The following is a 22,688-nucleotide window of genomic DNA, read 5'->3' as shown; positions in this document are numbered from 1 at the left end:
TTTTGTGACAGCACATTAATTAACATAGTCGGCTTAGTTGGGCTGAAGCAGAAGACGATACAGGGACTCGTAAAAAAAAGCCTCCTCTTCAATACGTAGTATCATTGGCAATTTAGATCGCCATGCCAACAGTACCTCGGGATTTTCTGCTAATTCGGTGATTACTCCACTCCAAGCAGCAACATCATCGACAGGTAAGATACAACCGTCACCGTGTTTGGCAATGTGTTCGGCGGGTGCACCGAGGTTGGATACGAGAGCTGGCACACCAAGAGCAATAGCCTCATGCAGCACCATAGAAAAGGTTTCCGGTACACGCGAGGGCAAGCACAACACGTCTATCTCCCGGATAAACTCAAATACCTTCTGTTGTGTTACATGTCCCAACAACTCTACGCGAGAGTCAGCTTCTGCAAGTTTCAACACTTCACTTTGATATGAAGGCTCACCGTAAAAGCCTCCAACCACACGCAGCTTCAAACGGTTACATTGCACACTTGCAAAAGCACGCAGGAGTGTATCTAGCCCCTTTTGCGGAATTATCGAGCCAATAAAGCCAAACGTCAAATTGATATCGTCAACCTCAGCACTGGCAGATGGTAAAGTATTGACCGTATGCGTCATTAGTTCAATACCATGCGGAATGACAATAAAATCTAATTCCGGGAAAAAACTGCGGTAGCATTCAGCAACATAATTGGATGGGCAAATACGCGCACCCGCAGCAGTAAGCAGGCTCAATGCCTGTCTCTGGCGGCCTATTAAACTATCCGGTGTCCAGGGTGCAACAAGACAATCCTTCGCACAGCGTACACCCCCATTTGGCCCTGGGCAAGGTTCATTAAGTACGTTAATAAGGTTAATCCGGAAGCAGGCTGAAAAAAAATCGGTCAGTGTTATGATGTATGGTAAACCACAACGCTGCACTGCTAGCAAAGCCGTGCCCATACGCATTGGGTGTAACACATGTGCAACGTCAAAGCGTTCAAGCCGCATCCAGGCAACGAGACGTTCTGCCAAATCCAGATCTGGCTCAAAGCTGTAATCCGTTGTCTTTGGTAAAATTTCGTGTGGTAGGAGCATGACAGGCACACCATGATAGACAATTTCAAACGCCCCATCAAATCCAACACTTTGTCGACCGCCACAGGCAACGGGATCGACTGTACTGGCTAGCACCCGCACGTAATGACCTGCCCGTTGAGCGCAGTTCGCCAAGTTAAGCGCGACATGTTCGGTTCCACCTGAAAATTCGGGATAAAATTGATGTAATATAAATAGGATGCGCATTAGATACCTCTCTTGAGTTCGCTTTTAATCGTCTCAGCCATATCTCGCTCAACCCCTATTACTTGGTTAAAATCCATGTACATGAACCCTAGCAATGAACCGGCTGTAGCCGCAAAAGTTTTGACCACCGCTTCACGCAACATACGACGCAGAATGAAATCCTGGGCACCGTAAACACCCTCTGCAAAAGCATTGAAATGTTCAAGGCGAGCTAGAAAATTGTCAAGGAAACGCCGTGACTCATTTATCGCTTCTTTGTTAAGTTTATCAGGTACTAAATAACGTTCGGCCAGGCTGTCAATATAATTATCCAATTGTTTATCGCCCAAATGTGAGCGTTTATCAAGATGCATTTCAATAAAACTGTGCCGCCACTCGCGGATCAACTCACCCAACTCCTCATGCAAAACACGATTAGAGCCAGACTCATCGAAGCCCACTAACCAACTAGAAAGGTGGGCCGCAGTCGAGACAATTCCAGCAATTAGCCCAGATGTAGATTCTATGCATGGGTAAACAAAGTCATCAAACATTCCCACGAGGAATACTACATCAACGAAAGAACGCTTTAGGTAGTAGTACGGTGGGCGGTTGTGCGAGTGGATAACCTTGACTGATGCCAACATAGCAACTCGATAGCCATCTTTGATCAGACGGATACCGAGATCAAGATCTTCGGCATAATCCCCGCGATAGCGGTAGCCGTAAAAGATTTTACTTGATATTAAACAGGATACGTCACTTAACTGACCATTAGCGCGCAGAGACATGTGGTCATTATTGATATATTCACCTATGCGATCATATTCGAGACACCCGAGGAAGCGGTAGTGAGTGTTAATCATCGAGTCATACATCATGTCACTGTCGCTGCGGCTATACTCAGAACATGACACTGCAACTAATTTATCTTCAGCATGGTCCAGCAAGTAGCGCAGCATACCATACACCCAGTAGTCTCCGATCGGATAAGCATCCTGTACCATAAAGAGAAGATAATCGCTACGAGCTGAGTCTGCACCAATATTACGGGCATAACTGTGCGTAAAATCTTCGGGTGCAATTTCAACTACAGTACATCCATTAGCGCGGGCGAGTTCAACAGTTCCATCGTTTGAACCGGAATCGACAATTACGATCTCGATCTCGTGGATACCACGCTGCATATTAAGCTTACGAAGTAATAAACCGAATTCAGCTCCTGCATTGAGTGTTGGGATTATAATCGAAACGCTAGCATTTATATGTTCACTAACCCCAGCTAGTTCCGGGGGCAAACTAATGTCGCATGGTAACTGCGGCCACGCACTAAACAAATCACCACAGGCTACAGGTGGCTGGCTAGCGATTAAGGCAAAGTATTTGCGGTAGTTTCGTAAGTAGTAAGGTACCCGTGCTGTAAACCCTCTTAGGCTATAGCGTCTAATTTCTCCTCTTATTGCAATAAAAATGTTTCGAAAAAAACATTGCGGCAATTTCCCCCGGTGCAGCCAATCCGTCACACTCCGCAAAGCACGAAGTGGTCGCGTCAGGCGCCAGGATTTTGTACTATATATGGCAACAATATGCCTTTCATGCTCAGCCACGGCCTGGTTTAGACTCGTTATCTGTGAATTGTACTCGGCAATTGCCTGATTAAGGCTAACGATCTGGGCGTCGCGTTCAGCTATTACCTGGTTTAAGCTTACGATCTGTGTGTCACGCCCGGCAACGGCCTGGTTTAGGTTGATGATCTCTGTATCACGCCCGGCAACAGCCTGGTTTAGGTTGATGATCTTTGCATTACACTCGGCAACATCCTTGTTTAAGCTGATAATCTGTGCATCACGCCCGGCAACGGCCTGATTTAGGCTGATAATCTGTATATCGCGCTCAGTAACGGCCTGGTTGAGACAAATAAAACCAGAAACTGAATTGTATATTGAAATTGATATATCAGATAATGCTTGACCGTGTACTAGCGATAGAAAATTTGCCTCCATATCAATCCAACCGGTAATTTCGGCTTCTGTAGTAAACATTTGTACAGATTTACAAAGTCCCTGCACTACATCAGCGACACTTTTAATGGTATTTCCTGGTGCAAGTCCAATTGTTAGAGAATGCAGGACCCCTCGTGTAATAACCCATCCAAGAGGAATATTACGATCTGCCTGCCATTCATTATCGATAAATACAAGACCATGACTAGCTTCGATTAAATTAAAAGTTATGCAGTCTAAATAAGCTCCTGGAATAAACCAATTTCTCAAATATTGCCTTTCACCTGCACCGACCATAGATGGCTCGTATGAACAATCAGTTGCTGCAAATTGTAACAAGTAGATGATCCACGGACGCAATTCAGCTACGACCTGGTCAAGGTTACCTTTGTTTGCACGGACAGCCAGTAAACGCCAAAGCAGTTGTCGACCATGACAATATATAGCCTTACTAGGTATGTTTGAGATATTAAACCCGTCTTGCGATTGGCGGATCCGTTGCAAGTCAGGAATAACTGGTTCTTTTTCTACGTGGATGATATTATCGAACCAATAAAAGTTCGTTATATTTGAAAATTCCGGAATACGATTAACGGCAAAGGTCATCGCTAACTTATCAGACTTATAAGGAACCGTATTCGGAAGAGTCGCTACCACCAGAAATGAGTTGGAAAACTCGGCAAATAGTTGGTTAGCACTAAGTGTAGAGAATACAAGAGCTTCATCAAATAAACGATACTGCGATCCTGAATAATCTCGAGCATGTGATCTGATAATCAAGTCTACTTCATCGAATTGCGGATCCTTTAGTGCATCATCAGACAGAATAACAGACGGCAATTTGTAATCTGGGAAAGGGTAATAAAAGTAACAGTTAGGAAAACCGGCATCTGAAAGCTGTTGAATCAACTCTTTTCGCCCGAAGGTACGCGGCGTCTTAGAGCGATATAGATCCTGTACACCTACAAATGGGACTCCCAGATGGTCTTCACTACAATTATTGAAATATTTCAAACCAAGCTTATTCTCAATCGCAATTACAAGTTTACCTTCAGTGGCCAAGAAATGTGTAATGGTGCGTAGATAATATTGCGCTGGTTCTTTCTCATCCGTAAAAACAGGTGCATATTCAAGAACACCAACTAATAATATCCAATCAAAACGCTCATCCGTTTCAAAACGGAGCAAATCATCCACAAATATTCTAACGTTTGAAAGGTCACGGCATCGTTCTGCTGCAATACGTGCACGTGATATACTACCTTCAACTGCAACAACTTCTACGCCGATTTCACCCAGATATCTTGTAATCGCTCCACAGCCACAACCCAATTCTAGAACTTTTTCGCCCGGCTTCATTCCAAGCGGCCGGATCAGACAGTGGCGCGTGCGACTAAGGTGGTATTCCGAAGGCCAATCCGTAATCCCCTCAATTAGTTCAGATGAGAAAGTGCTTCGGTCGTTGGCGTTATGGATGATTTGAAAAAGACGCTGCTCAACATCGGCGCCATCAGAATAAGCAAATGCTTCTACGTGTGCACGTCTAAAAAGATTGTTTTCTTCATCCCATATATATTTCATGACACCGCCGTCACCTCAACATTCATAGAACAATCCACTAGACCAAATGCCCTGGATGAATGATTTAGCACTTGAAGACACACTGCGTCATAGCGTCGATCCAGTGGGACAATTTCTCCAGCTTGTTCTTCGGCCACACCAAAAGATAACAGGTACTCGCCAGCACCTAGATGTTGATTACGAAGTGTAAAACTGACTTTACATATACCTCTTTCGCCTGCTAAAAAAAGCGGTCCGTTATCAAAATCTCGGGAGTTCGAACCAAAGACTGTGACACCATCAGGGGTTTTGATTGTGAGTCCATAAATCGGTAATTCAACCCTGCGGTGGAACTTGACCCAAATGGTCATAATCACCGGTTGACCTGTTTCAATGCGAGTGACATTTAAGTTACCACCAGAACTTATGCAGAAATCAAAAATTTCCGCATCATGGTTACCCCATCGGAATTCATAAGTGTTATATCCGGCCCTGTTTTCAAATTTATCCGTTTCAAACCTGGAGATGTTTTGTGCATTTCCAGCTATTTGTAAGTTTTTCGTCTTCAGGTCTGAATCGGGACGTTTTACACGTTCTACGCCAAACAACATATCCAAGTAGGCATTCACGATATCTCGTGAATGACCACGCATAACGATCTGTCCCTTATCGAGAAGAAGGGCCCAGTCACAATGTCGAACTACCTGCTCTGTAGAGTGTGTCACAAATAAAATAGTCGCTCCCCGTGAGACAAGTTCCTCGAAGCGTCGGAAACATTTCGCTTGAAATTTGGCATCTCCTACAGCTAATGCTTCGTCTACAATAAGAATATCCGGTTCCACACAGGCTGAAACTGCAAAAGCCAACCGCACAACCATCCCACTTGAATACATTTTTATAGGCTGCTCAATAAATTCACCAATATCTGCAAACGCGGTGATGTCATCAAAGCGGGCGTCGATTTCTTCTTTGCTTAGACCGATTATTGCCCCGTTCATATATACATTCTCGCGTCCTGTGAATTCCGGGTTAAAGCCTGATCCGAGTTCTAGAAGCGCCGCAACCCGTCCTTTAGTCTCAAAAGTGCCGCTGGTCTGCGTAAGGATACCGCAAATGATCTGAAGAAGTGTGGATTTACCTGAACCATTGCGGCCAATGATACCAACAATTTCACCTTTCTTTACCTCCAATGAGATATCCCGCAAAGCCCAGAACTCTCGAAAGTAGTTCTTTGGCTGCCTGCCCATAAGTTTTTGCAAGCGCGGGTAGAGATACTGCTTGAGTCGATCCTGTGAACGGTCATAAATAAAGTAACACTTGGAAAGATTGCTGATCCTGATTGCTATATCGTCAGAGGACATCCGCAAACCCCTTTCGAGTTTTCTGAAACCACCAGAAGCCGACGGCAGCAATGAAGAGGCCCCCCAACAATGCAATACATAGAGAATGCCAATTGGGAAGGCTACCGAAGATCAACACCTTGCGGCTTTCTTCAATGATGAGCGTGAGTGGGTTGAGCTGCAACCAGCCCTGATATTCCTTCGGTAACAGTGATACCGGATAGAATACGGGCGACATAAACATGAGCACCATGGTAAAAATACCGGTAATTTGCCCTATATCACGCACAAAAACACCCAACGCAGCTATAAACCATGTTAAGCCCATGCCGGCAAAGACAAGGGGTAGCAGTACTAGTGGGAATAGTACACCAGTCCAGGGTAAGGACTGGTTGATAATAAGCTGTGCCAGCAGCAATACAACCGTACTCACCAGGCCGTAAAAGAGCGCCGACCCCATGACTACCCAGGGCAGGATTTCTAATGGAAAAACTACCTTTTTAACATAATTGACATTAGAAACGATTATCCCCGGCGCCCTGTTGATACATTCGGCAAGTAGCCCGTGTACGATCATACCCACAAAAAGTATGATTGCAAAATCAGCCTTACTTTCTTCCCCGCTTAAACCCCAGCGGGCCTTGAACACAACGGAGAAGACAAAGGTATAGACGAAAAGCATCAGCACCGGGTTAAAAAAAGACCAGGCCAAACCCATGACCGAGCCGCGGTAACGTCCCACAACATCGCGCCTGGTCATCTGCCAGACAAGCCGGCGGTTGCGAAAGAGGCTCACGAACATTGCAACAGGTGTAGCGGAATGAGTTTGATGGGGGTTCATACGAACGCCTCCGTATGTACGAATTTGAAAGCCCGCCTGATCATCAGGCATAAAAAATCCACGTTACTTCAAAGAGTCACCAGTTACATTTTCAGGGCATCCAATGACTATAGTAATTTCACCATCATATTCTCCAGTTTAATTCCGTGGCTAGCCTCGATTTCCACGGTACCTTAATTGGGCTAACATTGCCATTAAATTACAGCTAATTTACGCGTATTTAATCCAGACTTATTTGAAGTGGTCTGCCATGCAACCAGGGAACAATTACAGTCCTGTCGGTAAGGCCAGCGTCAACCAGCAAAGGGTTGTGTGCCCGCCTTGTGAGTTCTACGGTAATCCCCGAGTCCGTAAGGATGACTTGGCCCGATACGTCAAACAGCTTTCTGAATAAGGTTTTCGCCGTGGCCCGCCTGTATTCTCGCCCGATTCTTTGAGCCATAATGCGATAAAGAGAGGCGGCCATGAGCGTAAGTTGGAGATCGAAATCGACTTTTAGTCCAACCATTGATGAGAGAGAATCTATATGGAAGAAGTTTATTGCATCGGCGATGCCGTTTTCAATCAGCATCCTTTGGGCGTAACGGGTGATCAACTGAACGATAGAAGCGTTAAGTTGGTTTGTCAATAATAGTGTAGGCTCTTCGTGCCCCAGATCTGTGATTGCCAATTGTCGCAAGCTACCATTATAATCCTTAAGCTGCACCCTGCTTTCCAAAACTCGCGGGTTTCGGTACTGGCGGGTCAACGCCGGTAAATTAACCTGTTTCCATTGCGAGGGCGGGGCAGCATAAATGTCAGCTATCATTTTCTTGGTGCGTCGGCGCAGGGTAATAAAAGAAATGCCGCATTCACTCAGCTTTTGCAGGTTGCTGTAAGTAGTAAGTTGGGAATCAAAAACCAGTTCTCTCGGGTAATGACCAGTCCTGCTTTTCCAATACTCGGCGAAACGTAGAATTTCATCGTCCCTTTCAGGCTTGGGAACACCAGCGTTGCCATAGCAGATGACATTCTCCTGAACGTCCCTGGCCAGGAAGGTAAGAATTCCTTTCTGAGAACGACTACGGCTTGACACATAGTGTTTGTCCAAGGGCTCGGCCTGACTATTGGCCGGGATGCTATGGAAATCCAAATCGAAAGAGGATCCGTGCCGAAAGCCGGCTGCCTGTATTGCCTCGCTCCATTTACTCATTAAGAGGAAGTTGGTTCTGGGATCCACCCTGGCGCTGTACGTGGAAAGGAAGGAACGCTTGGGCACGACATTGAGGCCCGCAAACAAGGCAATTCCGGGGTCGAAGACCATTTCCATCATATGGCTGGTCCGTTCCTTGCCTAAAAGCTTTAAGGCCAATAGTGCGCGAACAGCGTGTGCGGCGGGGATCATTCCACTTCCCGGCAGCGAAGCGGATTCTACCACTCCCTGGAGATCTATCTCGCACAACAGTGGGATGAACAGAAACAGACCAGCAAAAGCCGTCCGGAATTTGCGGGGGGAAAGATCCAATTTTCGCACATCAGCCACCGGTGCATCATCGGTTCTTTTCGCATCCGGTCGCTCATCATCCCGCCGGCGGGGGAGCCGCGCAAATCCTTCTTCACGCAGAAGGATGCTTAAGGCATTGACGCTTATCTCTGTGCCCCTTTCAGCCAGTTCCCGCTGGATGTCATATATGGAGAGGTTTTGCTTGCGCAGGCTGATTACCAGTTCCCTGATCGGGTCTCGCTTAGGGGCTGCGTGAGGGCCACGTTGTACATCTTTGAAGAAGCGGTCTTGCCGTTCCTGGTTGTGGCGGAATTCGCTGCAAAGTACGCGGAAGGCGCCAGGTGAGTATCCGAAGCGCTCAGCCACCTGATCCGATGGCAATTTCTCCACGAAATATGCGCGCAGTGCCTCGTATTGACGATGCAAAGGCTTTTCCGGCGAAAGAAAAAATTGCTGTTCAGGCGTTAGCCAATTTCCATTACTTATCATAGCAATTTTAATATGCTATAAAAATGCCAAATTGTCAAGGAGCAAAAGGGTGATTCCGTAATTTCTTATAGATAAAGGTTTAATACATCACCGACACTTGGGCGCAATATTTTTAGCATGATAGCTGTGGCATTTTAAGTAATCGATATTGCTAACACCTTTGGTGAAAAAATGCTGAAAATCATGAACACTGAATAGCTGAAACAGCCAAATCAACCATCGAAATCCAGTGCGTGGAAATCGAGGCTAGGGAAATAAAAAGAATGCACGGGAACTATATTTTCTGTTCAAGTATTTCCATAAGCCTGGATATTCGCCCATCCCAGTCATTACTTAAAGCCCAGGATTTCCTTTTTATTCGAGACGCTTCATTATCACAAATCAGTGCTTTCTCTGTAGCCTTCAAAACCTCAAGGGGGTCGTTATATAAATAAAAAAAACCATCCCCCCATAAATTTGCGAGCCTTTCAAGTTCAGGTGTTGATGTAGCCACTATCGGAAGACCAAATACCAAGTATTCATTGATTTTCGCCGGGTGCATAGCCCCGGCATACCGGTCTTGAACGTAGGGTATAAGCCCAATATCGGCAGCTCGTAAAAATCCTGCAAGATCATTGTAACTATTGCATGGTGGGTAAATATGAATATTCTTCGACGTTGGTATTTCTACACCATCAGAAAGTGGCCCCACGAGAATAATGGAACCACCTTTGAAATGTTGAGCAAGTTTTGTTATAGCCTCAACCTGTAATTTTTTATTTATGCCTCCAATATAGAGCAGCCTGGGTTGAGGTAGTTGCTCAATTTCGGTAATTAGAGCCGTGCTATTTCTTAATTCTAAGTTGAACCCATCCTCAAATAATAACGGGTTTTTTGTTGCACTATGATACTGATCCAATAAGGTGGCTGAAGCAAAAAAAGTGTAGTCTGTTAGTTTTAACATTATCTGTTCAGAAGGCCCAAGCCTGGGTTCTATATATTTGGGATCACTAACTACATCGTAAACGGTCGCACCCCAAGCGCACCTTTTCATTAATGACAGAGCAACAGGGGTGGACAAACAGGACCAAAATATAACCTCTGAGGGTTGAAGATTATTTGCATGTAAGAACTTCTTTATGTGTTTGGAAATGTAAGACTGATTATACCTAATTGCTATGGAGTTGTAAGGTAAAGGCACAGCAAGGGGTGAGAATATTTTAACGCCGGGTGGGATATCTTGGATTATTTGACCAGTACTACACTTTATACGGTGCATCACCCTTGACAAATCACTGAGTCTCGGGCTGCGCACACCTGTATTTTCAATAAACAGTACTTGCAAACCTTTCCCTGCAAGACCCGTCATCAAATGATGAACCCTTTGCTTAAGGTAATTCCAGTCTATTTGAGATAAACAGACAATTCCCTTATATAACAACATGGCACCTGCCAGTCATAGTAATTACATAACATTTCCCAGGTGATTCTTAATATTGATTATTCTACACAAATCCACATGGCTCCTGCTCATTTGTCTTATATATATATACCATTTTTATCTGTTAGAGGACTGACAAAAAAAGACTGCTATTACAAGCTGTAACGCCCATGTTTGCACAGCAATCTCAGGATACAAAATCTTTGTGATATTTAATTCTATTAGTTAAACCGCAAACCAATTCGAAATCCATCTTCAATATATACCTCTATATATTTTCAGGAATTAATGTTTGAACAATACATTCCAGTACATTTTTCAAAACCCTAATCATTGCTAGTAATATTTCGCATTAGGTATAATGTTCTCTCGGATTCTATGATTTTATCAGTTTGTTTTATTCTAAAGAATTCACTAAATTCTTTTTCAAAAGCTTCTTGGTTATAATCCGGGAATATATCTTCCCTTGTTGCTAAAAGCCTTTGCACCTGGGAATCACTTTTGGGAACAAACTCGATAATTAGGTATTCGCACATTCTGCTAAAAAAGTGAGCAATTTTAGGCAGCGGCAGATTATTTGAAATTGCCAGATGGTGAACCAGTGCAAGAGCAAAAATTGTGTGTGCTGGTCCTCTATGTAATAATGATGCTCTTTCCGTGTTTTCCCATCCAATACCGGGGGTTGGATTCGTTAAATCAAGCAGAAGCGGAAGAATGTTAGTTTCATTTTTATTTATGCATTCTAGATAATTCTTTTCAACTGCCGCCGGATCAATGTCAAATGACAACGTCGGTATTCTTTTATTTGAAGCAATGCGACTAAATAACCCGGTATTAGCGCCAAAATCCCAAACCGACGTTGGATTAATCAGTTCCAAAAATTCAGACACAAGCTTCTTCTTATGATTAATGCCTGCTGAAGAGTAGTTATTGTCATCATAGTATTCAGCCCATTCCGTACCGTACGGTTCCCATTTTAACTTTTTAACAGCCGACTCCAAATTATCAAGTATCGCTAATAAACCTATTCGGCTTATATTTTTATTTTCAACATTAATTGGTTTGTCTTCATATTTCTTTTGGGTGGAAGCATGTAAATATATATTGGATAACAAGGAAAAATTAAACCAGGATTTAAATGGAAGCACATTACAGGCCAAATCCAAAGGAATGCCGTCCATGTAAATTCGCAGCAACTGATTTAACCTGATGTCACAATAGCTCATCAGGGCAAGTGGTGCCAAAAAGTGTTGACAAAATTGTTTATAGGCTATCCAAGGTCTTCCATCTTGATACTTTTCAAACGACAGCGTATCGATCAAAACTGGTTTTCCATTCTTAAATTGAATATTATAGGCACTGCTGTCTTTTAAAGACATACCAAAATTCAATGCTGTTTTTTGAATTTGCAAAGTAGCCAGTGCTGCATTTTTTAGCTGGCTAAAACACCATTCGTAAGGATAGGATATAAATGGTATAGCTTCCGGCTTAATTATCTTATATGCTATATCGGGCATTGGGGCTTGAATGTTTGTTTCAATATGAGGAACAATTAATTCGGCCTCTACAAGGGTTTGATAGAGATTTGAAGTCATCAATAGCTCATAATGTTCCTGATAATTCTTATTTACTTGACGAAAAATCATTCCATCTTGCAAAAAAAGAAAACCACTGGGATCCCTAAATGAAGATGGGATTTTGTTAATTTCCTTTATCTTTATAGCCCCCATTCAAAATTTTTAACATCTAATGGCCTTTTCGAAAAAAAGTTTTAATCTTATTCCAATATGATTTTACAACAAAAGAAACCCCGAGCACTGCTGCTAACAAAACCTGCATAACGTAACTGCCGGTACTGGGATCAATATAAGCATAAGCAGCTTGAGGAATAGAAACTGCTAAAATAGCACCCATTACAATCAACTTTAAATATTTTTTCCCCATTATTACTCCCCCTTAATTAAATTCGCAAATTGGTTAGTAAAGCCCTAACACCATCCCATTTAACTAATAAATTTACATTGAAAAAAGTAAAAGGTGGTGCTATACGCCCCACCCTATAAAGTTCTAACCTGGCAATAACATATAGTCCAGGTGATATTATGAGTTGCATCGGCCACCCTATTCTCACTATGGGGAGAGGTGTCGGTTATAACTGACTAGTTGTTGCCAGAGCTGGATACTAAGCATGTAGTCATTGTGGAAGCTCTCTTGACATCAACAGCATTGTTAAAACCATATATTACCATATATTATTTTGTCAGGACTTCATATTTTGTATTATAACAGCTTTTAACGCATAAGTAATCCCCTAACATTTCTGTTATTAAAAAATACAGGTTTTCGAGTACTTATTTCTACCTAAACTCACACCAGTTTAATAAATTTAAAATACTTATTTCAGTCTATTGACGACTTGGTCTAATATCAAACCTACGGAGGAATTCTTTACCGTCTCCACCAATAAAGAAAAGCCCAAGAGGCTTTTCTTTATTACTCTACATAAACTGTTTCTTATCTTAAACAATTAAACAGCGGGTTCTCTGTCTTTCCCTATTAGGACTTTGCCTTTTAGGCCTTCTCAAAATCCCCCTTGCCCGCTCCGCAGACCGGACAGACCCAGTCCTCCGGCAGGTCGGCAAAGGCCGTTCCCGGCGCTATGCCGCCGTCCGGATCGCCAAGTTCCGGGTCGTAGGTGTAGCCGCAGACGGAACAGACGTATTTCTCCGATACAGGCTTTGGTTCCTTTAGCGCACTATAAGTAGGGGCGGTTTTGGGGACGCTCCCTCTTTTGATTTCATGGTAGTAGGCATAGGTCATCGGGGTACCTTCTTGTAAGACCTCCGCACCGATCACCTTGCCGATAAAGATGGTGTGGGTTCCGGCGTCAACTTCCTGCAGCACTTCCGCTTCCATGTAGGACAAGGTGTAATCCGTCACATAGGGGACACCGTTTGGAGTCAGTTTGTAATTGATCCCTTCAAACTTGTCCACATCCCGTCCGGATTTAAAGCCAAACTGGCCGATCAGGGACAAAGGCGCGTCCTGCCCGACGACTGAGACTGCAAATGTCCTGCTGTCCTTGATATACGCATGGGTCAGGTTATTTTTGTTGATACTGACGGTAACGGTGATCGGATCATAGGCTATCTGAATGGCTGTATTAGCAATCTGACCATTGATCCGGTCACCTTTTTTCGAGGTGATCACATGCACGCCGTAGGTTAATTTAAATAGAGCTTTTTCATTCATTCGACATAACTCCTTTGCAATAAATTTTTCTTTAATTACAGCAATTACAGCATTGCACCGAGCTTTCTGCCTGCTTCCCGGACTGCTTCGAGTTCGCTTTCATCCGGGTTGTACACAATATTAATAAGCTCTTCAGGCGTTTCCCAGCCCATTTCTTTGATTACCGCCGCTACTTCCTTGGCTCCCTGACCGCCCCAGCCGTAGGAGCCAAAGGCAAAGCCCAGTTTTCTCCTGGGTCTCAAGCCTTTCAGGTAGGTCATAAAAGCGCCGACTGAAGGCAGCATGCCGTTATTCAACGTGGGTGAGCCGATGAACACAGCACGGGAATGCAGCACGTCGGGGACAATCTGGGAGATGTGGTTGGTCTGCAGGCAGCGCACTGAGACAGGCACCCCGGCGCTCTCCAGGCCGTCCTGCAGCGCAAGCGCCATTTTCTGCGTGGAACCCCACATGGTGTCATACACAATCAGGGCCCTGCGCGGCGCTTCGTTGTTGGCCCACCGGCGATAAACGGGGAGCAGCTGCGGGATGTAGCTGCGCCAGATCACCCCGTGGCTGGGAGCGATCATCTCCAGCGGCAGCTGGCCCACGATGTCCAGGGCCTTGTTCACCTGGTCGCCGTAGGGATAGACAATATTGGCGTAATAACTGCCGGCTTCTTCAATAGCAATGTCCCAACCGATTTCATCGTCAAAACGCGCGGCGCTGGCGATGTGCTGACCAAAGGCGTCGTTCGGCAACAAAACCTTCTCTTCAGGGATATAGGTGACCATGTTGTCAGGCCAGTGCACCATTGGCGTATGCACGAACTTCAAGGTGCGCTTCCCGATTGTTAGTTCGTCGCCGGAGTCGACCAGGATACAATCGAACTCCTTTTTGTAATAGCGCTCAAGCCCTTTTTTGGCCCTGGGTGAGGTCACAATTTTAAGCCGGGGCATCGCCTCCAACACTTTTAGAAAACTTCCGGAGTGATCCGGTTCAATGTGGTTCACCACAAGATAATCTATTCGGGAAGGGTCTGCAACATCCTTAATCCGGGCGAGCAGTTCCTCAGCCTTGTAATGCTTGACCATATCGACCAGCACAGTCTTCTCATCTTCAATGAGGTAGGCGTTGTAGGTTGACCCCCGTGGCGTGATATAGCCGTGAAAATAGCGCAAGTCCCAGTCTATCGCGCCAACCCAGTAGATTCCGTTTTTTAATTCAACCGATTTCATGATGACCTCCTGCTGTAAAGTATCTTGCCCTACCTTAATGTTTCCCGCCGTTAACGTTGAGTCACAGGCTTCCCTGGGACATTAACAATTTCTCCTGGTTAAAAAATGCATGTCTATAACCTTCTGTTTAAAATATACCAAGAAAATTAATTGGCCCTTACAAAAAGATTAACAAACTATTAAAATGCGCAAAGAGATAAAAAACCAGGCAAGCAGGGAGCCGGAGAAAAATGGCGTATAGGGGACATATTTGTCCCCTATACGTGTAAAATAACCAATTTTTTCAAGTTAAATTTGCAAATGAATTTGTACCTGCAATTTTAGAAGCTGACCTCTTTTGAGAAAACCCGGTCAAACCAATGTGGCTCGTCAGCAATGGTCCGGTAGATCTCTTGCCAGGAATAGGTACGATAAACCAGCCCCGGCAGGACGCCCTGATTGTAAGGGGCATCCATCAGCAGCACAGGAACTCCAGCCGCGCTTACTTCTACGCTGATTTTGAGCGTGTCCTCAATCAGTACGTTCAGGTCGTTGGTAAGGCAGGCCTCTCTTTTATCATGGCTGCCCAGGAGCAGGATCTCATCGAAGGGCAGGCTGTTCTTATGCAACCAATCTCTGGTTTCCCTGCCGTATTTTTCATCCCTGGCGGAAACAATAAAAATATCGTGGCTTTTCTTGATCTGGTTGAGGTAATACGACGCCCCGGGAAGCGGCGGGGGCGAAGTCATTAAAAACCTGCCCCGGTCATGTAGAAAGCCGAGCAGCTCTTCCCCGGTAATCCCGTAGGTCCGGCATACGTCCTGCAATTGTATTTGTTGCAGGCTCTTATTCTGTTTAAAATAATCGTTAAGCTCTTTAACCCATAGGGGCAGACTGTCTGCCAGGACCCCGTCTATATCAACGCCAACCCTCATCTGGTCCCCCCACCTGCCGACAAAATTTCTTTCATCAGTATATTCTCCTGCCCCGCTGAGATTTCCTGCCTTTGTTCAACAGGCATCCAGATAAACACAGAGTAGTTCTCCATGCCGCTATTGCGGGCACAGGCAGAGGATCAAAGCTTAGCGATGTGGGTGCGATTTCAATCGCACCCGGCGCGCCAACGCCAAACTTCCGGCATCTAAACTTTTGTGCGAATGAATTCGCGCCTGCATTGGCTGGATAGTCGACAGCTAATCAGTAAGTAAACGCGACGGTCCCGATGATACCGCTCAAAGGCCTGGACCACAGCCACGGATTCGTTACATAGGTCGCGAAGAAATAAACTGCTCCGTTGGTAGGATCCCAACCGTTGAGGGCGGCTTTGGCCGCCCGAACTGAATCGGGAGTAGCCGGCCTTTCGATCCAGCCGTTCATCACCGGCTCGAACTGGTAGGTACCGGAATCGTACTGATAAATTACATCATATATTGATTTGGGAAAATTGGCGTCCCTGGTACGGTTCAAGACAACCGCTCCAACTGCCAGCTTACCGACATAAGGCTCAGCGTCAGCCTCCGCGGTAATCAACCGTGCCAGCAGGTCAACTTCCCAGGCCGAAGCCCTCGTAGTCAGACCGCCCCTGCTGACTTCACTGCTTCCCCCGTAGGAAGAGGGTATATACAAGTCCATACCCTGGTAGAGATAGTCGCTTTCCAGCCCGTTGGCCGACATGATTTCCTGGTAATTCACGCCAAACTTTGAGCCAATCTGGTAAAGAGTGTCACCCGACCGGACTATGTATGACTGGCCGCTCTCTGGAATATCGAGTTTCTGGCCTACTTCAATTAACGTACCCGTAATTCCATTGGCTTGAGCCAGGGCATCAACAGAGACTCCGTAGTTGCGGCTGATAATGTAGAGACTTTCCCCCTTGGTAACGGTATGGCTGGCGGCAAAAGCTGCGGTGGGAAGAATGAGGGCTCCGATTAAAATAAAAAAGCCCATGAGCGCACGGGTAACATTTGACATATGTGTCCCTCCTTAAGCCTCCGGGGTTAGTTTACGGGTTCGGGTTTAGAGGATACCCTACCAATTCGGTCGTCGGCAGTCGGAGGTCGGAAGCCGGATCGCTTGTGGAATTTGCTAAAGCGAATTCCTTCAAATATTGACTTTTTGACTACCGGCTGCTAACTACCTTTATGGATTCACCCATTTAAATAAGTCCCCCGTACCCCGCTATACGGGGATTCGGCGTTTTTTCAATTATACCCGCCATCACACCTGCTTGACCATGAACAAAATTTAGCAATTTGCCCACAGCTCCAACCACATTCCCAAAAAAACCCCCATTAAGGGGGTTGGATTTTTATTCAGCAGGAGCTTCTGGGACCTTCGCTCCGCAGTTGCAGCAGAATTTTGCATTTTGCGGCAGCTCTTCATGGCAGCTGGCACAGACGGGCGGCTTGGGGTTTATTTTTACGATTTGTTCGGTAATGTCGGCGATATCAGACTCCAAAGATCTGGTGCTTAGCAGGAGACGGTCTATTTCCTCTGCAAGACCTTCATCGCCCTTATACTGCAGGTAGACCAGGTTCCCCAGCGCGGTGATGTTGTTTTCCATTTCTTTTTCCAGCTTTGAAATTTCCATCTTCAATCTGGCTGTTTCGACCAGATCGCTGGACTTTTTGCCAATGGATTTCGCGCCTTCGCTGATCGACTTGGCGCCTTCGCTGACCTTTTTTAAAATTTCCACAAGACACCCTCCTTTATTTTATTTTTCAGGAACTATTCAATAAAGGCTTTGCAATTCCTTTTTGGACGCAGCAAATCTCGAACTATTTATTGTTTTTTTCCAACCACTTCTCGTAATTATCCAGTTCTCTGTTAACCGCTGCATCGGCTGCGGTGTTTTCTTCCCTGGGCACGTGCTTTAATATTATCTTCAACCCCGGCGCCGCCGCCAGGCTCTTCCACACTCTCTCGGCAATTTCCCTCAGGGCAGGTTCCTTAATCCGGTACTGCCGGTTAAACTGGCGCACTACCAGTTGGCTGTCGGCCCGGATTTCCGCTTCCAAACCATCCTGCCGCCCGGCAAGGTGAATCAAGGCCGTGACCGCCCCCTCCAGGGCGCTCCATTCAGCAAAGTTATTGGTGACCTTAGGGCCCAGAAACTTGCTTTTGGTGGCAATCAGCCCGCCTTCCCCATCCGTGATAACCATACCGGCTGCAGCGGGCCCGGGATTGCCGCGGCTGCCCCCGTCAATATTTACAAATACTTTCAACTGGCACAACACCCCGCTGGGAGATTCCTTATCGATCTATTAGTACTTCTGCTTTTTCTGAATATAGCACTGCCGGCAGTATACGGGACGGTCTTCTTTTGGTTTAAAGGGAACCTCGGTGACGCAACCGCATTCCGCACAGACGGTCTCGTAAGTTTCGCGGATGGACCTGTTCGCTGAAAACTGGCTGTACCCCCCCTTGTTGAAACCGGCTTCGCTTTTTTTATTTTTTCTGGCCAGGCGACACTCCTGGCAGCGCGAGGGGGCATGTTCAAAGCCTTTCTCGGCATAAAACTCCTGCTCGGATACTGAAAAAATAAAATTCCTACCACATTCCTTACAGGTAAGCAATTTATCTTCCAACATCAAAAAAACACTCCCTTCCCGGTTTCTCTTGCCTGTCGGAACATTACAAAATCCTAACCCTCATACCTGTATCGGGAAGAAGAGCAGAACTTTAAAAAGCCCAAGCAAGATAATTATATTATACCAACGGAGGCTTAAAAAGCAAGGGATGGAAAAGGAAGGCTCGGTCTATTGTTAATTTTAGCCAGGTGAAAGGATTGAGCCTGTAATATTGATGCTCAAATTGCGGCGGCAAAAAGAGACGCAGCTATAAATGGAGACGCCTCGCTAAGTTCATGCAACGCGGCGATAGTACCGGACAATTAAATCATCAAGCTGTTGGCTGATATCCAACAAGCTGGCGCAGACAGCATCGGAACTGAACAAGCTGTACATCTCCGATCGCAGTTCTTCAATTTCCTCAAGCAATTCTGAACAGTGCATGATCCCCACCCCTTTGACTTATTACTGGTAACTTCGCGACAGTCATTGTAGAATCCTGCATAACCAAGAAAAAACATTGAAATATTTTAAATAAATTGTAATTAATTACTAAGCGGCCTGGGATTTTGTAACCCCCAATTAAAATTTTCCGACCCCGTACTAATACCGGCTCCTCATAGTCTCCGGCAACCTGCGAAGCAGATCCCTGATCTTGCCGGCAGTCACCGCCCCAATAAATTTCTTCGGCCGCAGTTCCATGCCGCTCCAATAGTACCTTTTCCTGATTTTGCGCCTGCGGGCAATCTCTTTTTCTTCAATTTCTCGCGGCGACATGCCCATCCCGCATCCCTCCTGACAATATTATGGCCGTGACAACCTGACTGCATTCCTAAGTTTGACATCATAAAATCCCCTATAAGGTAAAGAATATAGTCGGATTATAATTTTACGAAAGGGTGATAAAAAATTAATCAGCACATCCACTGCATTGTCAACGACTGTCATTACTGGACCCAGGGGAATAGTTGCAAAGCCAACGAGATCCTGGTAGCGACAGATCAATTTGGCGACAGCCAGCCAGACCAGATCGACGCCACCATGGCCACACAGCTCACCCCTTCCAATGCCGGTTCTTGTATGGCTACCTGCTGCAAATCTTACGTAACCAAGGGTTCCAATAAAGCCGGCGTGGATGGTATCAAGAAGATGTACTAGCGGAAGCGGGGACCCGGCGGCAGCCGGGTCCCAACTATTTCAAAGCTCTTTAACGTGTACAGAACGGCAGAAGGAAAGACTTTTCCTGTCAGATTTACTAATGGACCCAAAAAACTAATGGCAAGCAATTCCATTACTGGAACCCTTGCCATTAATTCAAAACAAAATAAAGCAACTCTTTTTTCGGCATGGCTGCCGGCATGGTGACAATGATAGATAGATTACACTTTCAAGCGTTTCTTTAATGCATCCTGTAAGACCTGCGAAAAATTAATATTCTCACGCTCTGCCATAGTATTAAGCCACTGCGGGAGTGTAAGCGTCTTTTTGACTGCTTTGTTGTCATAGAAGCGTCTATACTCCATAGTGTCAGCACCTACCAAAGAAACAAAACAACCATCTTGAACCTTTATATCTTTAGGGTCGGATGCCGGTGGAATAGCCGCCTTGTTTTCTTCAAAATTATACAGCATTAAGCATAATACATCGGCTGCCATATCATAAGCGTCTTGCAAGTCATCCCCTTGTGTATAGCAGCTTTCAATATCCGGGAAGTTCACGGAATAACCGCCTTTTTCTTCCGGTTCAAAAATTGCCGGATACAAATATTTTGCCATGTTATTACCCCTTTCCTCAGTTATTGCAGCGGCTTATTTTAGCCCTGCGTCGGTTAGCATACTATTAAGGGTCCCGGTAGCTATTTCTGTCTTATGTCTGGGCACAGGAAAGGTTTTGCCTGTTATCGGACTATAATACATATCATGTTTTTTACCAGAGCGTTTCAATGTAATGCCATTTTCTCTGAATAGTTTAAGCAACTCACTTCTTTTCATGCCGTATCCCCCACCTTTTGACAGTATTAATGTAACGCGTATTAACACGTATGTCAATATTGATTTTATTTTTCATTTTGATGTCGCAAGTAGAACGTTACCAACGCTATATATGAGGGCGTGTCTACATAGACAGGCTTTCGATACTGACCCCATAAGACACGAAAAGCCCCACTTCTAAGAGTGAGGCAACATGTCTGTATATTTCAGGATATCAGAGCGCGGCGGTTATAAGAGCGGTTTTAATGCCGTTACGATGAGGTATTCTACTCCTCCTTGTCCGGATTATTAAATTTGACGGGTGAGCCATTCGTATTTTTTAATGGCTCTTTAGTTAATTCCAACCCGCAATAAGGGCAAATCCATGTTGAACCGGAGCCGGCAGCGCATATGGGATTGATATTCCCGAAGGTCGAATGGTAGTCACAATTCTGAGAACGTATTATAATTTATTAATGTAGCTGTTAAGATATAGACAACCTGCTTAACTTTGGGGATGGCAGAAAACAAGTCGCCAACAGAGCCATAACATGTTTCCGTTAAAGTTAATTTCGAGGAGAAATAAAGATTGATTACAATTAAAACCGCGCAACAAATTGAGCTGATGGCTGAAGCGGGTAAAATATTAGCTGCCTGCCACCGGGAACTCCGCGAGATCATCCGTCCGGGTATAACAACTTTGCAAATCGATCACTTCGCAGAGCACTTCATTCGCTCCCACGGGGCCAAAGCCGAACAAAAGGGTTACCAGGGCTATCCTTTTGCAACATGTGCTTCAGTCAATGATGAAATCTGCCACGGATTCCCGACTCAAACCCCTCTCCGGGAAGGCAATATCGTCACCATTGATATGGTTGTCAATCTCAATGGATGGCTAGCCGATTCCGCTTGGTCTTACCCGGTGGGTGAAATATCTGAAAAAGCTGAAAAACTTCTCAAAGTGACTAAAGGGTGCCTTTACTTCGGTATTAACAAAGCTGTTCTCGGCAATCGACTTGGTGATATTTCACATGCAATTCAAATTCATGCTGAATCCCATGGGTTTTCCGAAGTACGTGATTTTACTGGACATGGTATAGGTCATAACATGCATGAAGCTCCGCAAGTGCTCCACTATGGGCACCCCAACAAGGGTGTTAGGCTCTTTGAAGGGATGGTTTTTACCATCGAACCGATGATCAATATGGGTTCCTACGGCCTGACCATTGACCGGAACGAATGGACGGCCAGGACGGCGGACGGCAGCCTGTCGGCTCAGTATGAGCATACCATTGCTATCACCAAGAACGGTCCGCTGGTTTTGACTGAACAGGACTGATACAGGTCTGCTAAATGGGAAAGGAAGTGTTAATCCGTTGGACGAATACCCTTTCCCGCCCAAAATATAGACTTCCGAGAACGTATTGTCACTACGGACACCGGTATTGTCCAGAGAACTTATTTTTACTTGCAGGAAAACCCAACCGCGGTGTTTAATAATCCTTATATCAGATCAGAGGAGGGCTCTACCAATGCCGGAGAATAATGAATTGGTAAACCTACTTCGTGCTGTTATTCAGGAAGAGCTAAAGTCTGTTAATGAAAGATTGGTAACCCTGGAGCAAGGCCAGCTAGAATTAAAGCAGAGCCAGCAAGAATTAAAGCAGAGCCAGCAAGAATTAAAGCAAGGCCAGCTAGAATTAAAGCAGGGCCAGCAAAGATTAGAACAAGGCCAGAAGAAACTCCAGAAGGACGTTACCACCATCAAGAAGGAAGTTAGCGCCATTTGGGACGACATTAAACGTTTGGACAGTCGCCTTTCTGTTCAGGAGGAGAGGAGTATCCGATAAAAGCACCCGGCTTCCCAGACCTCCATATGCCAGCACATATAAAATAGAAGAAGGACAGGTTTAGGACCTGTCTTTTCGTTTTTGTTGGTTGTGTTTTTGCTTTTTTGGGTATCGTTTTACTGACTATCCTCAAATTATCCCCAGAACTACCCCGTAAAGAGTAATGGCAAGCGATTCCATCCCTGGAACCCTTGCCATTACTGATTTTCTTGGAGCCGATGGTCGGATTCGAACCGACGACCTGCTCATTACGAGTGAGCTGCTCTACCCCTGAGCCACATCGGCACAATTCAATTACAAGCAGAATTTATTGTACCTCAACAGGACTAAAAAGTCAATCCGGGCCTTATCCTCCCTGACATAAGCCGGATTATCAACTCATAATCATTTTGTGGCAAAAAGTTACATGATAATTTCTATTCTGGAAGCCCCCGTTAGGTCATAGG

The 22,688-nt window shown here is 45.2% G+C and carries 22 protein-coding genes, 1 tRNA gene and 1 riboswitch; of the genes, 3 read left to right on the top strand and 20 right to left on the bottom strand.

What is annotated here, in order from left to right:
- Positions 1 to 33 precede the first annotated feature (33 nt).
- The 17 genes from Psch_RS16615 to Psch_RS16535 all read right to left on the bottom strand — a co-directional run bounded on the left by Psch_RS16615 (position 34) and on the right by Psch_RS16535 (position 19,205).
- Positions 34 to 1,290 carry a glycosyltransferase gene (locus tag Psch_RS16615; protein ID WP_190258969.1) on the bottom strand — a complete coding sequence of 419 codons (1,257 nt, stop codon included), beginning with the start codon at positions 1,288 to 1,290 and terminating at the stop codon, positions 34 to 36.
- Positions 1,290 to 4,853, bottom strand: a complete 3,564-nt coding sequence (locus Psch_RS16610; protein ID WP_190258968.1) for a glycosyltransferase — start codon at positions 4,851 to 4,853, stop codon at positions 1,290 to 1,292. The genes Psch_RS16615 and Psch_RS16610 overlap by 1 nt, the downstream gene beginning before the upstream one ends.
- Positions 4,850 to 6,193 carry an ABC transporter ATP-binding protein gene (locus Psch_RS16605; RefSeq protein WP_190258967.1) on the bottom strand — a complete coding sequence of 448 codons (1,344 nt, stop codon included), beginning with the start codon at positions 6,191 to 6,193 and terminating at the stop codon, positions 4,850 to 4,852. Before Psch_RS16605 ends, Psch_RS16610 begins: the two co-directional genes overlap by 4 nt.
- Positions 6,183 to 7,013 carry an ABC transporter permease gene (locus Psch_RS16600; RefSeq protein ID WP_190258966.1) on the bottom strand — a complete coding sequence of 277 codons (831 nt, stop codon included), beginning with the start codon at positions 7,011 to 7,013 and terminating at the stop codon, positions 6,183 to 6,185. Before Psch_RS16600 ends, Psch_RS16605 begins: the two co-directional genes overlap by 11 nt.
- Positions 7,014 to 7,233: 220 nt before the next feature.
- Complete coding sequence (locus Psch_RS16595) at positions 7,234 to 8,877, bottom strand: hypothetical protein (protein ID WP_190258965.1); 1,644 nt, start codon at positions 8,875 to 8,877, stop codon at positions 7,234 to 7,236.
- A 382-nt stretch (positions 8,878 to 9,259) separates the two neighbouring features.
- Positions 9,260 to 10,336 (bottom strand): glycosyltransferase family protein, encoded by a 1,077-nt coding sequence (locus tag Psch_RS16590; protein WP_190258964.1) that lies wholly within the window; start codon positions 10,334 to 10,336, stop codon positions 9,260 to 9,262.
- Between the two features lie 395 nt (positions 10,337 to 10,731).
- Complete coding sequence (locus tag Psch_RS16585; protein WP_190258963.1) at positions 10,732 to 12,135, bottom strand: class I SAM-dependent methyltransferase; 1,404 nt, start codon at positions 12,133 to 12,135, stop codon at positions 10,732 to 10,734.
- Between the two features lie 16 nt (positions 12,136 to 12,151).
- The gene (locus Psch_RS16580; protein ID WP_190259372.1) at positions 12,152 to 12,349 is read right to left on the bottom strand and encodes a hypothetical protein; all 198 of its coding nucleotides are present in this window, start codon (positions 12,347 to 12,349) and stop codon (positions 12,152 to 12,154) included.
- A gap of 627 nt (positions 12,350 to 12,976) precedes the next feature.
- The gene (gene rd, locus Psch_RS16575) at positions 12,977 to 13,657 is read right to left on the bottom strand and encodes a rubredoxin (protein WP_190258962.1); all 681 of its coding nucleotides are present in this window, start codon (positions 13,655 to 13,657) and stop codon (positions 12,977 to 12,979) included.
- A gap of 44 nt (positions 13,658 to 13,701) precedes the next feature.
- On the bottom strand, positions 13,702 to 14,874 hold the full coding sequence (locus tag Psch_RS16570; RefSeq protein WP_190258961.1) for an FprA family A-type flavoprotein: 1,173 nt from the start codon (positions 14,872 to 14,874) through the stop codon (positions 13,702 to 13,704).
- A gap of 320 nt (positions 14,875 to 15,194) precedes the next feature.
- Entirely contained in the window at positions 15,195 to 15,788 is a 594-nt protein-coding gene (locus Psch_RS16565; protein WP_190258960.1) for a 5' nucleotidase, NT5C type, read from the bottom strand.
- Between the two features lie 262 nt (positions 15,789 to 16,050).
- Positions 16,051 to 16,824, bottom strand: coding sequence for a LysM peptidoglycan-binding domain-containing protein (locus tag Psch_RS16560; protein WP_190258959.1), 774 nt, complete (start codon positions 16,822 to 16,824; stop codon positions 16,051 to 16,053).
- A 1-nt stretch (position 16,825) separates the two neighbouring features.
- A riboswitch (cyclic di-AMP (ydaO/yuaA leader) is annotated at positions 16,826 to 17,059 on the bottom strand.
- A 102-nt stretch (positions 17,060 to 17,161) separates the two neighbouring features.
- Positions 17,162 to 17,548, bottom strand: coding sequence for a zinc ribbon domain-containing protein (locus tag Psch_RS16555; RefSeq protein ID WP_134220231.1), 387 nt, complete (start codon positions 17,546 to 17,548; stop codon positions 17,162 to 17,164).
- 82 nt (positions 17,549 to 17,630) lie between these two features.
- Entirely contained in the window at positions 17,631 to 18,077 is a 447-nt protein-coding gene (locus Psch_RS16550) for a ribonuclease HI family protein (protein ID WP_190258958.1), read from the bottom strand.
- 39 nt (positions 18,078 to 18,116) lie between these two features.
- Positions 18,117 to 18,443, bottom strand: coding sequence for a zinc-ribbon domain containing protein (locus Psch_RS16545; RefSeq protein WP_190258957.1), 327 nt, complete (start codon positions 18,441 to 18,443; stop codon positions 18,117 to 18,119).
- A gap of 273 nt (positions 18,444 to 18,716) precedes the next feature.
- Positions 18,717 to 18,866 (bottom strand): aspartyl-phosphate phosphatase Spo0E family protein, encoded by a 150-nt coding sequence (locus Psch_RS16540; RefSeq protein WP_134220234.1) that lies wholly within the window; start codon positions 18,864 to 18,866, stop codon positions 18,717 to 18,719.
- A gap of 159 nt (positions 18,867 to 19,025) precedes the next feature.
- Positions 19,026 to 19,205 carry a hypothetical protein gene (locus Psch_RS16535; protein ID WP_190258956.1) on the bottom strand — a complete coding sequence of 60 codons (180 nt, stop codon included), beginning with the start codon at positions 19,203 to 19,205 and terminating at the stop codon, positions 19,026 to 19,028.
- 126 nt (positions 19,206 to 19,331) lie between these two features.
- Here Psch_RS16535 and Psch_RS16530 point away from each other — a divergent pair, with 126 nt between their 5' ends.
- Positions 19,332 to 19,580 carry a DUF1540 domain-containing protein gene (locus Psch_RS16530; protein WP_190259337.1) on the top strand — a complete coding sequence of 83 codons (249 nt, stop codon included), beginning with the start codon at positions 19,332 to 19,334 and terminating at the stop codon, positions 19,578 to 19,580.
- 221 nt (positions 19,581 to 19,801) lie between these two features.
- Here the strand turns inward: Psch_RS16530 and Psch_RS16525 are convergent, their stop codons facing one another.
- Together Psch_RS16525 and Psch_RS16520 are read right to left on the bottom strand one after the other, a co-directional pair.
- A complete protein-coding gene (locus Psch_RS16525; protein WP_190258955.1) occupies positions 19,802 to 20,197 on the bottom strand; it encodes a type II toxin-antitoxin system HicB family antitoxin in 396 nt (131 codons plus the stop codon).
- Positions 20,198 to 20,230: 33 nt separating this feature from the next.
- Entirely contained in the window at positions 20,231 to 20,413 is a 183-nt protein-coding gene (locus Psch_RS16520) for a type II toxin-antitoxin system HicA family toxin (RefSeq protein ID WP_190258954.1), read from the bottom strand.
- A gap of 568 nt (positions 20,414 to 20,981) precedes the next feature.
- Here Psch_RS16520 and map point away from each other — a divergent pair.
- Together map and Psch_RS16510 are read left to right on the top strand one after the other, a co-directional pair.
- A complete protein-coding gene (gene map, locus Psch_RS16515) occupies positions 20,982 to 21,731 on the top strand; it encodes a type I methionyl aminopeptidase (protein WP_190258953.1) in 750 nt (249 codons plus the stop codon).
- A 193-nt stretch (positions 21,732 to 21,924) separates the two neighbouring features.
- Positions 21,925 to 22,242, top strand: a complete 318-nt coding sequence (locus tag Psch_RS16510; RefSeq protein ID WP_190258952.1) for a hypothetical protein — start codon at positions 21,925 to 21,927, stop codon at positions 22,240 to 22,242.
- 210 nt (positions 22,243 to 22,452) lie between these two features.
- Here Psch_RS16510 and Psch_RS16505 read toward each other — a convergent pair.
- Positions 22,453 to 22,527, bottom strand: a tRNA-Thr gene (locus tag Psch_RS16505).
- Positions 22,528 to 22,688 lie beyond the last annotated feature (161 nt).

The organism is Pelotomaculum schinkii (assembly GCF_004369205.1).
GTDB classification, from domain to species: domain Bacteria; phylum Bacillota; class Desulfotomaculia; order Desulfotomaculales; family Pelotomaculaceae; genus Pelotomaculum_C; species Pelotomaculum_C schinkii.
Note: the sequence above shows the minus strand (reverse complement) of the source record. Positions and strands in the feature narration are given on the sequence as shown.

Excerpts from the sequence above, each read along its gene's own strand:
- Psch_RS16610 (WP_190258968.1), bottom strand. The coding sequence starts at position 4,853 with ATGAAATATATATGGGATGAAGAAAACAATCTTTTTAGACGTGCACAC.
- Psch_RS16510 (WP_190258952.1), top strand. The coding sequence starts at position 21,925 with ATGCCGGAGAATAATGAATTGGTAAACCTACTTCGTGCTGTTATTCAG.
- Psch_RS16535 (WP_190258956.1), bottom strand. The coding sequence starts at position 19,205 with ATGGGCATGTCGCCGCGAGAAATTGAAGAAAAAGAGATTGCCCGCAGG.
- Psch_RS16570 (WP_190258961.1), bottom strand. The coding sequence starts at position 14,874 with ATGAAATCGGTTGAATTAAAAAACGGAATCTACTGGGTTGGCGCGATA.
- Psch_RS16545 (WP_190258957.1), bottom strand. The coding sequence starts at position 18,443 with ATGTTGGAAGATAAATTGCTTACCTGTAAGGAATGTGGTAGGAATTTT.
- Psch_RS16565 (WP_190258960.1), bottom strand. The coding sequence starts at position 15,788 with ATGAGGGTTGGCGTTGATATAGACGGGGTCCTGGCAGACAGTCTGCCC.
- rd (WP_190258962.1), bottom strand. The coding sequence starts at position 13,657 with ATGAATGAAAAAGCTCTATTTAAATTAACCTACGGCGTGCATGTGATC.
- Psch_RS16525 (WP_190258955.1), bottom strand. The coding sequence starts at position 20,197 with ATGGCAAAATATTTGTATCCGGCAATTTTTGAACCGGAAGAAAAAGGC.
- Psch_RS16540 (WP_134220234.1), bottom strand. The coding sequence starts at position 18,866 with ATGCACTGTTCAGAATTGCTTGAGGAAATTGAAGAACTGCGATCGGAG.
- Psch_RS16585 (WP_190258963.1), bottom strand. The coding sequence starts at position 12,135 with ATGGGGGCTATAAAGATAAAGGAAATTAACAAAATCCCATCTTCATTT.
- Psch_RS16520 (WP_190258954.1), bottom strand. The coding sequence starts at position 20,413 with ATGAAAAGAAGTGAGTTGCTTAAACTATTCAGAGAAAATGGCATTACA.
- Psch_RS16580 (WP_190259372.1), bottom strand. The coding sequence starts at position 12,349 with ATGGGGAAAAAATATTTAAAGTTGATTGTAATGGGTGCTATTTTAGCA.
- Psch_RS16605 (WP_190258967.1), bottom strand. The coding sequence starts at position 6,193 with ATGTCCTCTGACGATATAGCAATCAGGATCAGCAATCTTTCCAAGTGT.
- Psch_RS16600 (WP_190258966.1), bottom strand. The coding sequence starts at position 7,013 with ATGAACCCCCATCAAACTCATTCCGCTACACCTGTTGCAATGTTCGTG.
- Psch_RS16615 (WP_190258969.1), bottom strand. The coding sequence starts at position 1,290 with ATGCGCATCCTATTTATATTACATCAATTTTATCCCGAATTTTCAGGT.
- Psch_RS16560 (WP_190258959.1), bottom strand. The coding sequence starts at position 16,824 with ATGTCAAATGTTACCCGTGCGCTCATGGGCTTTTTTATTTTAATCGGA.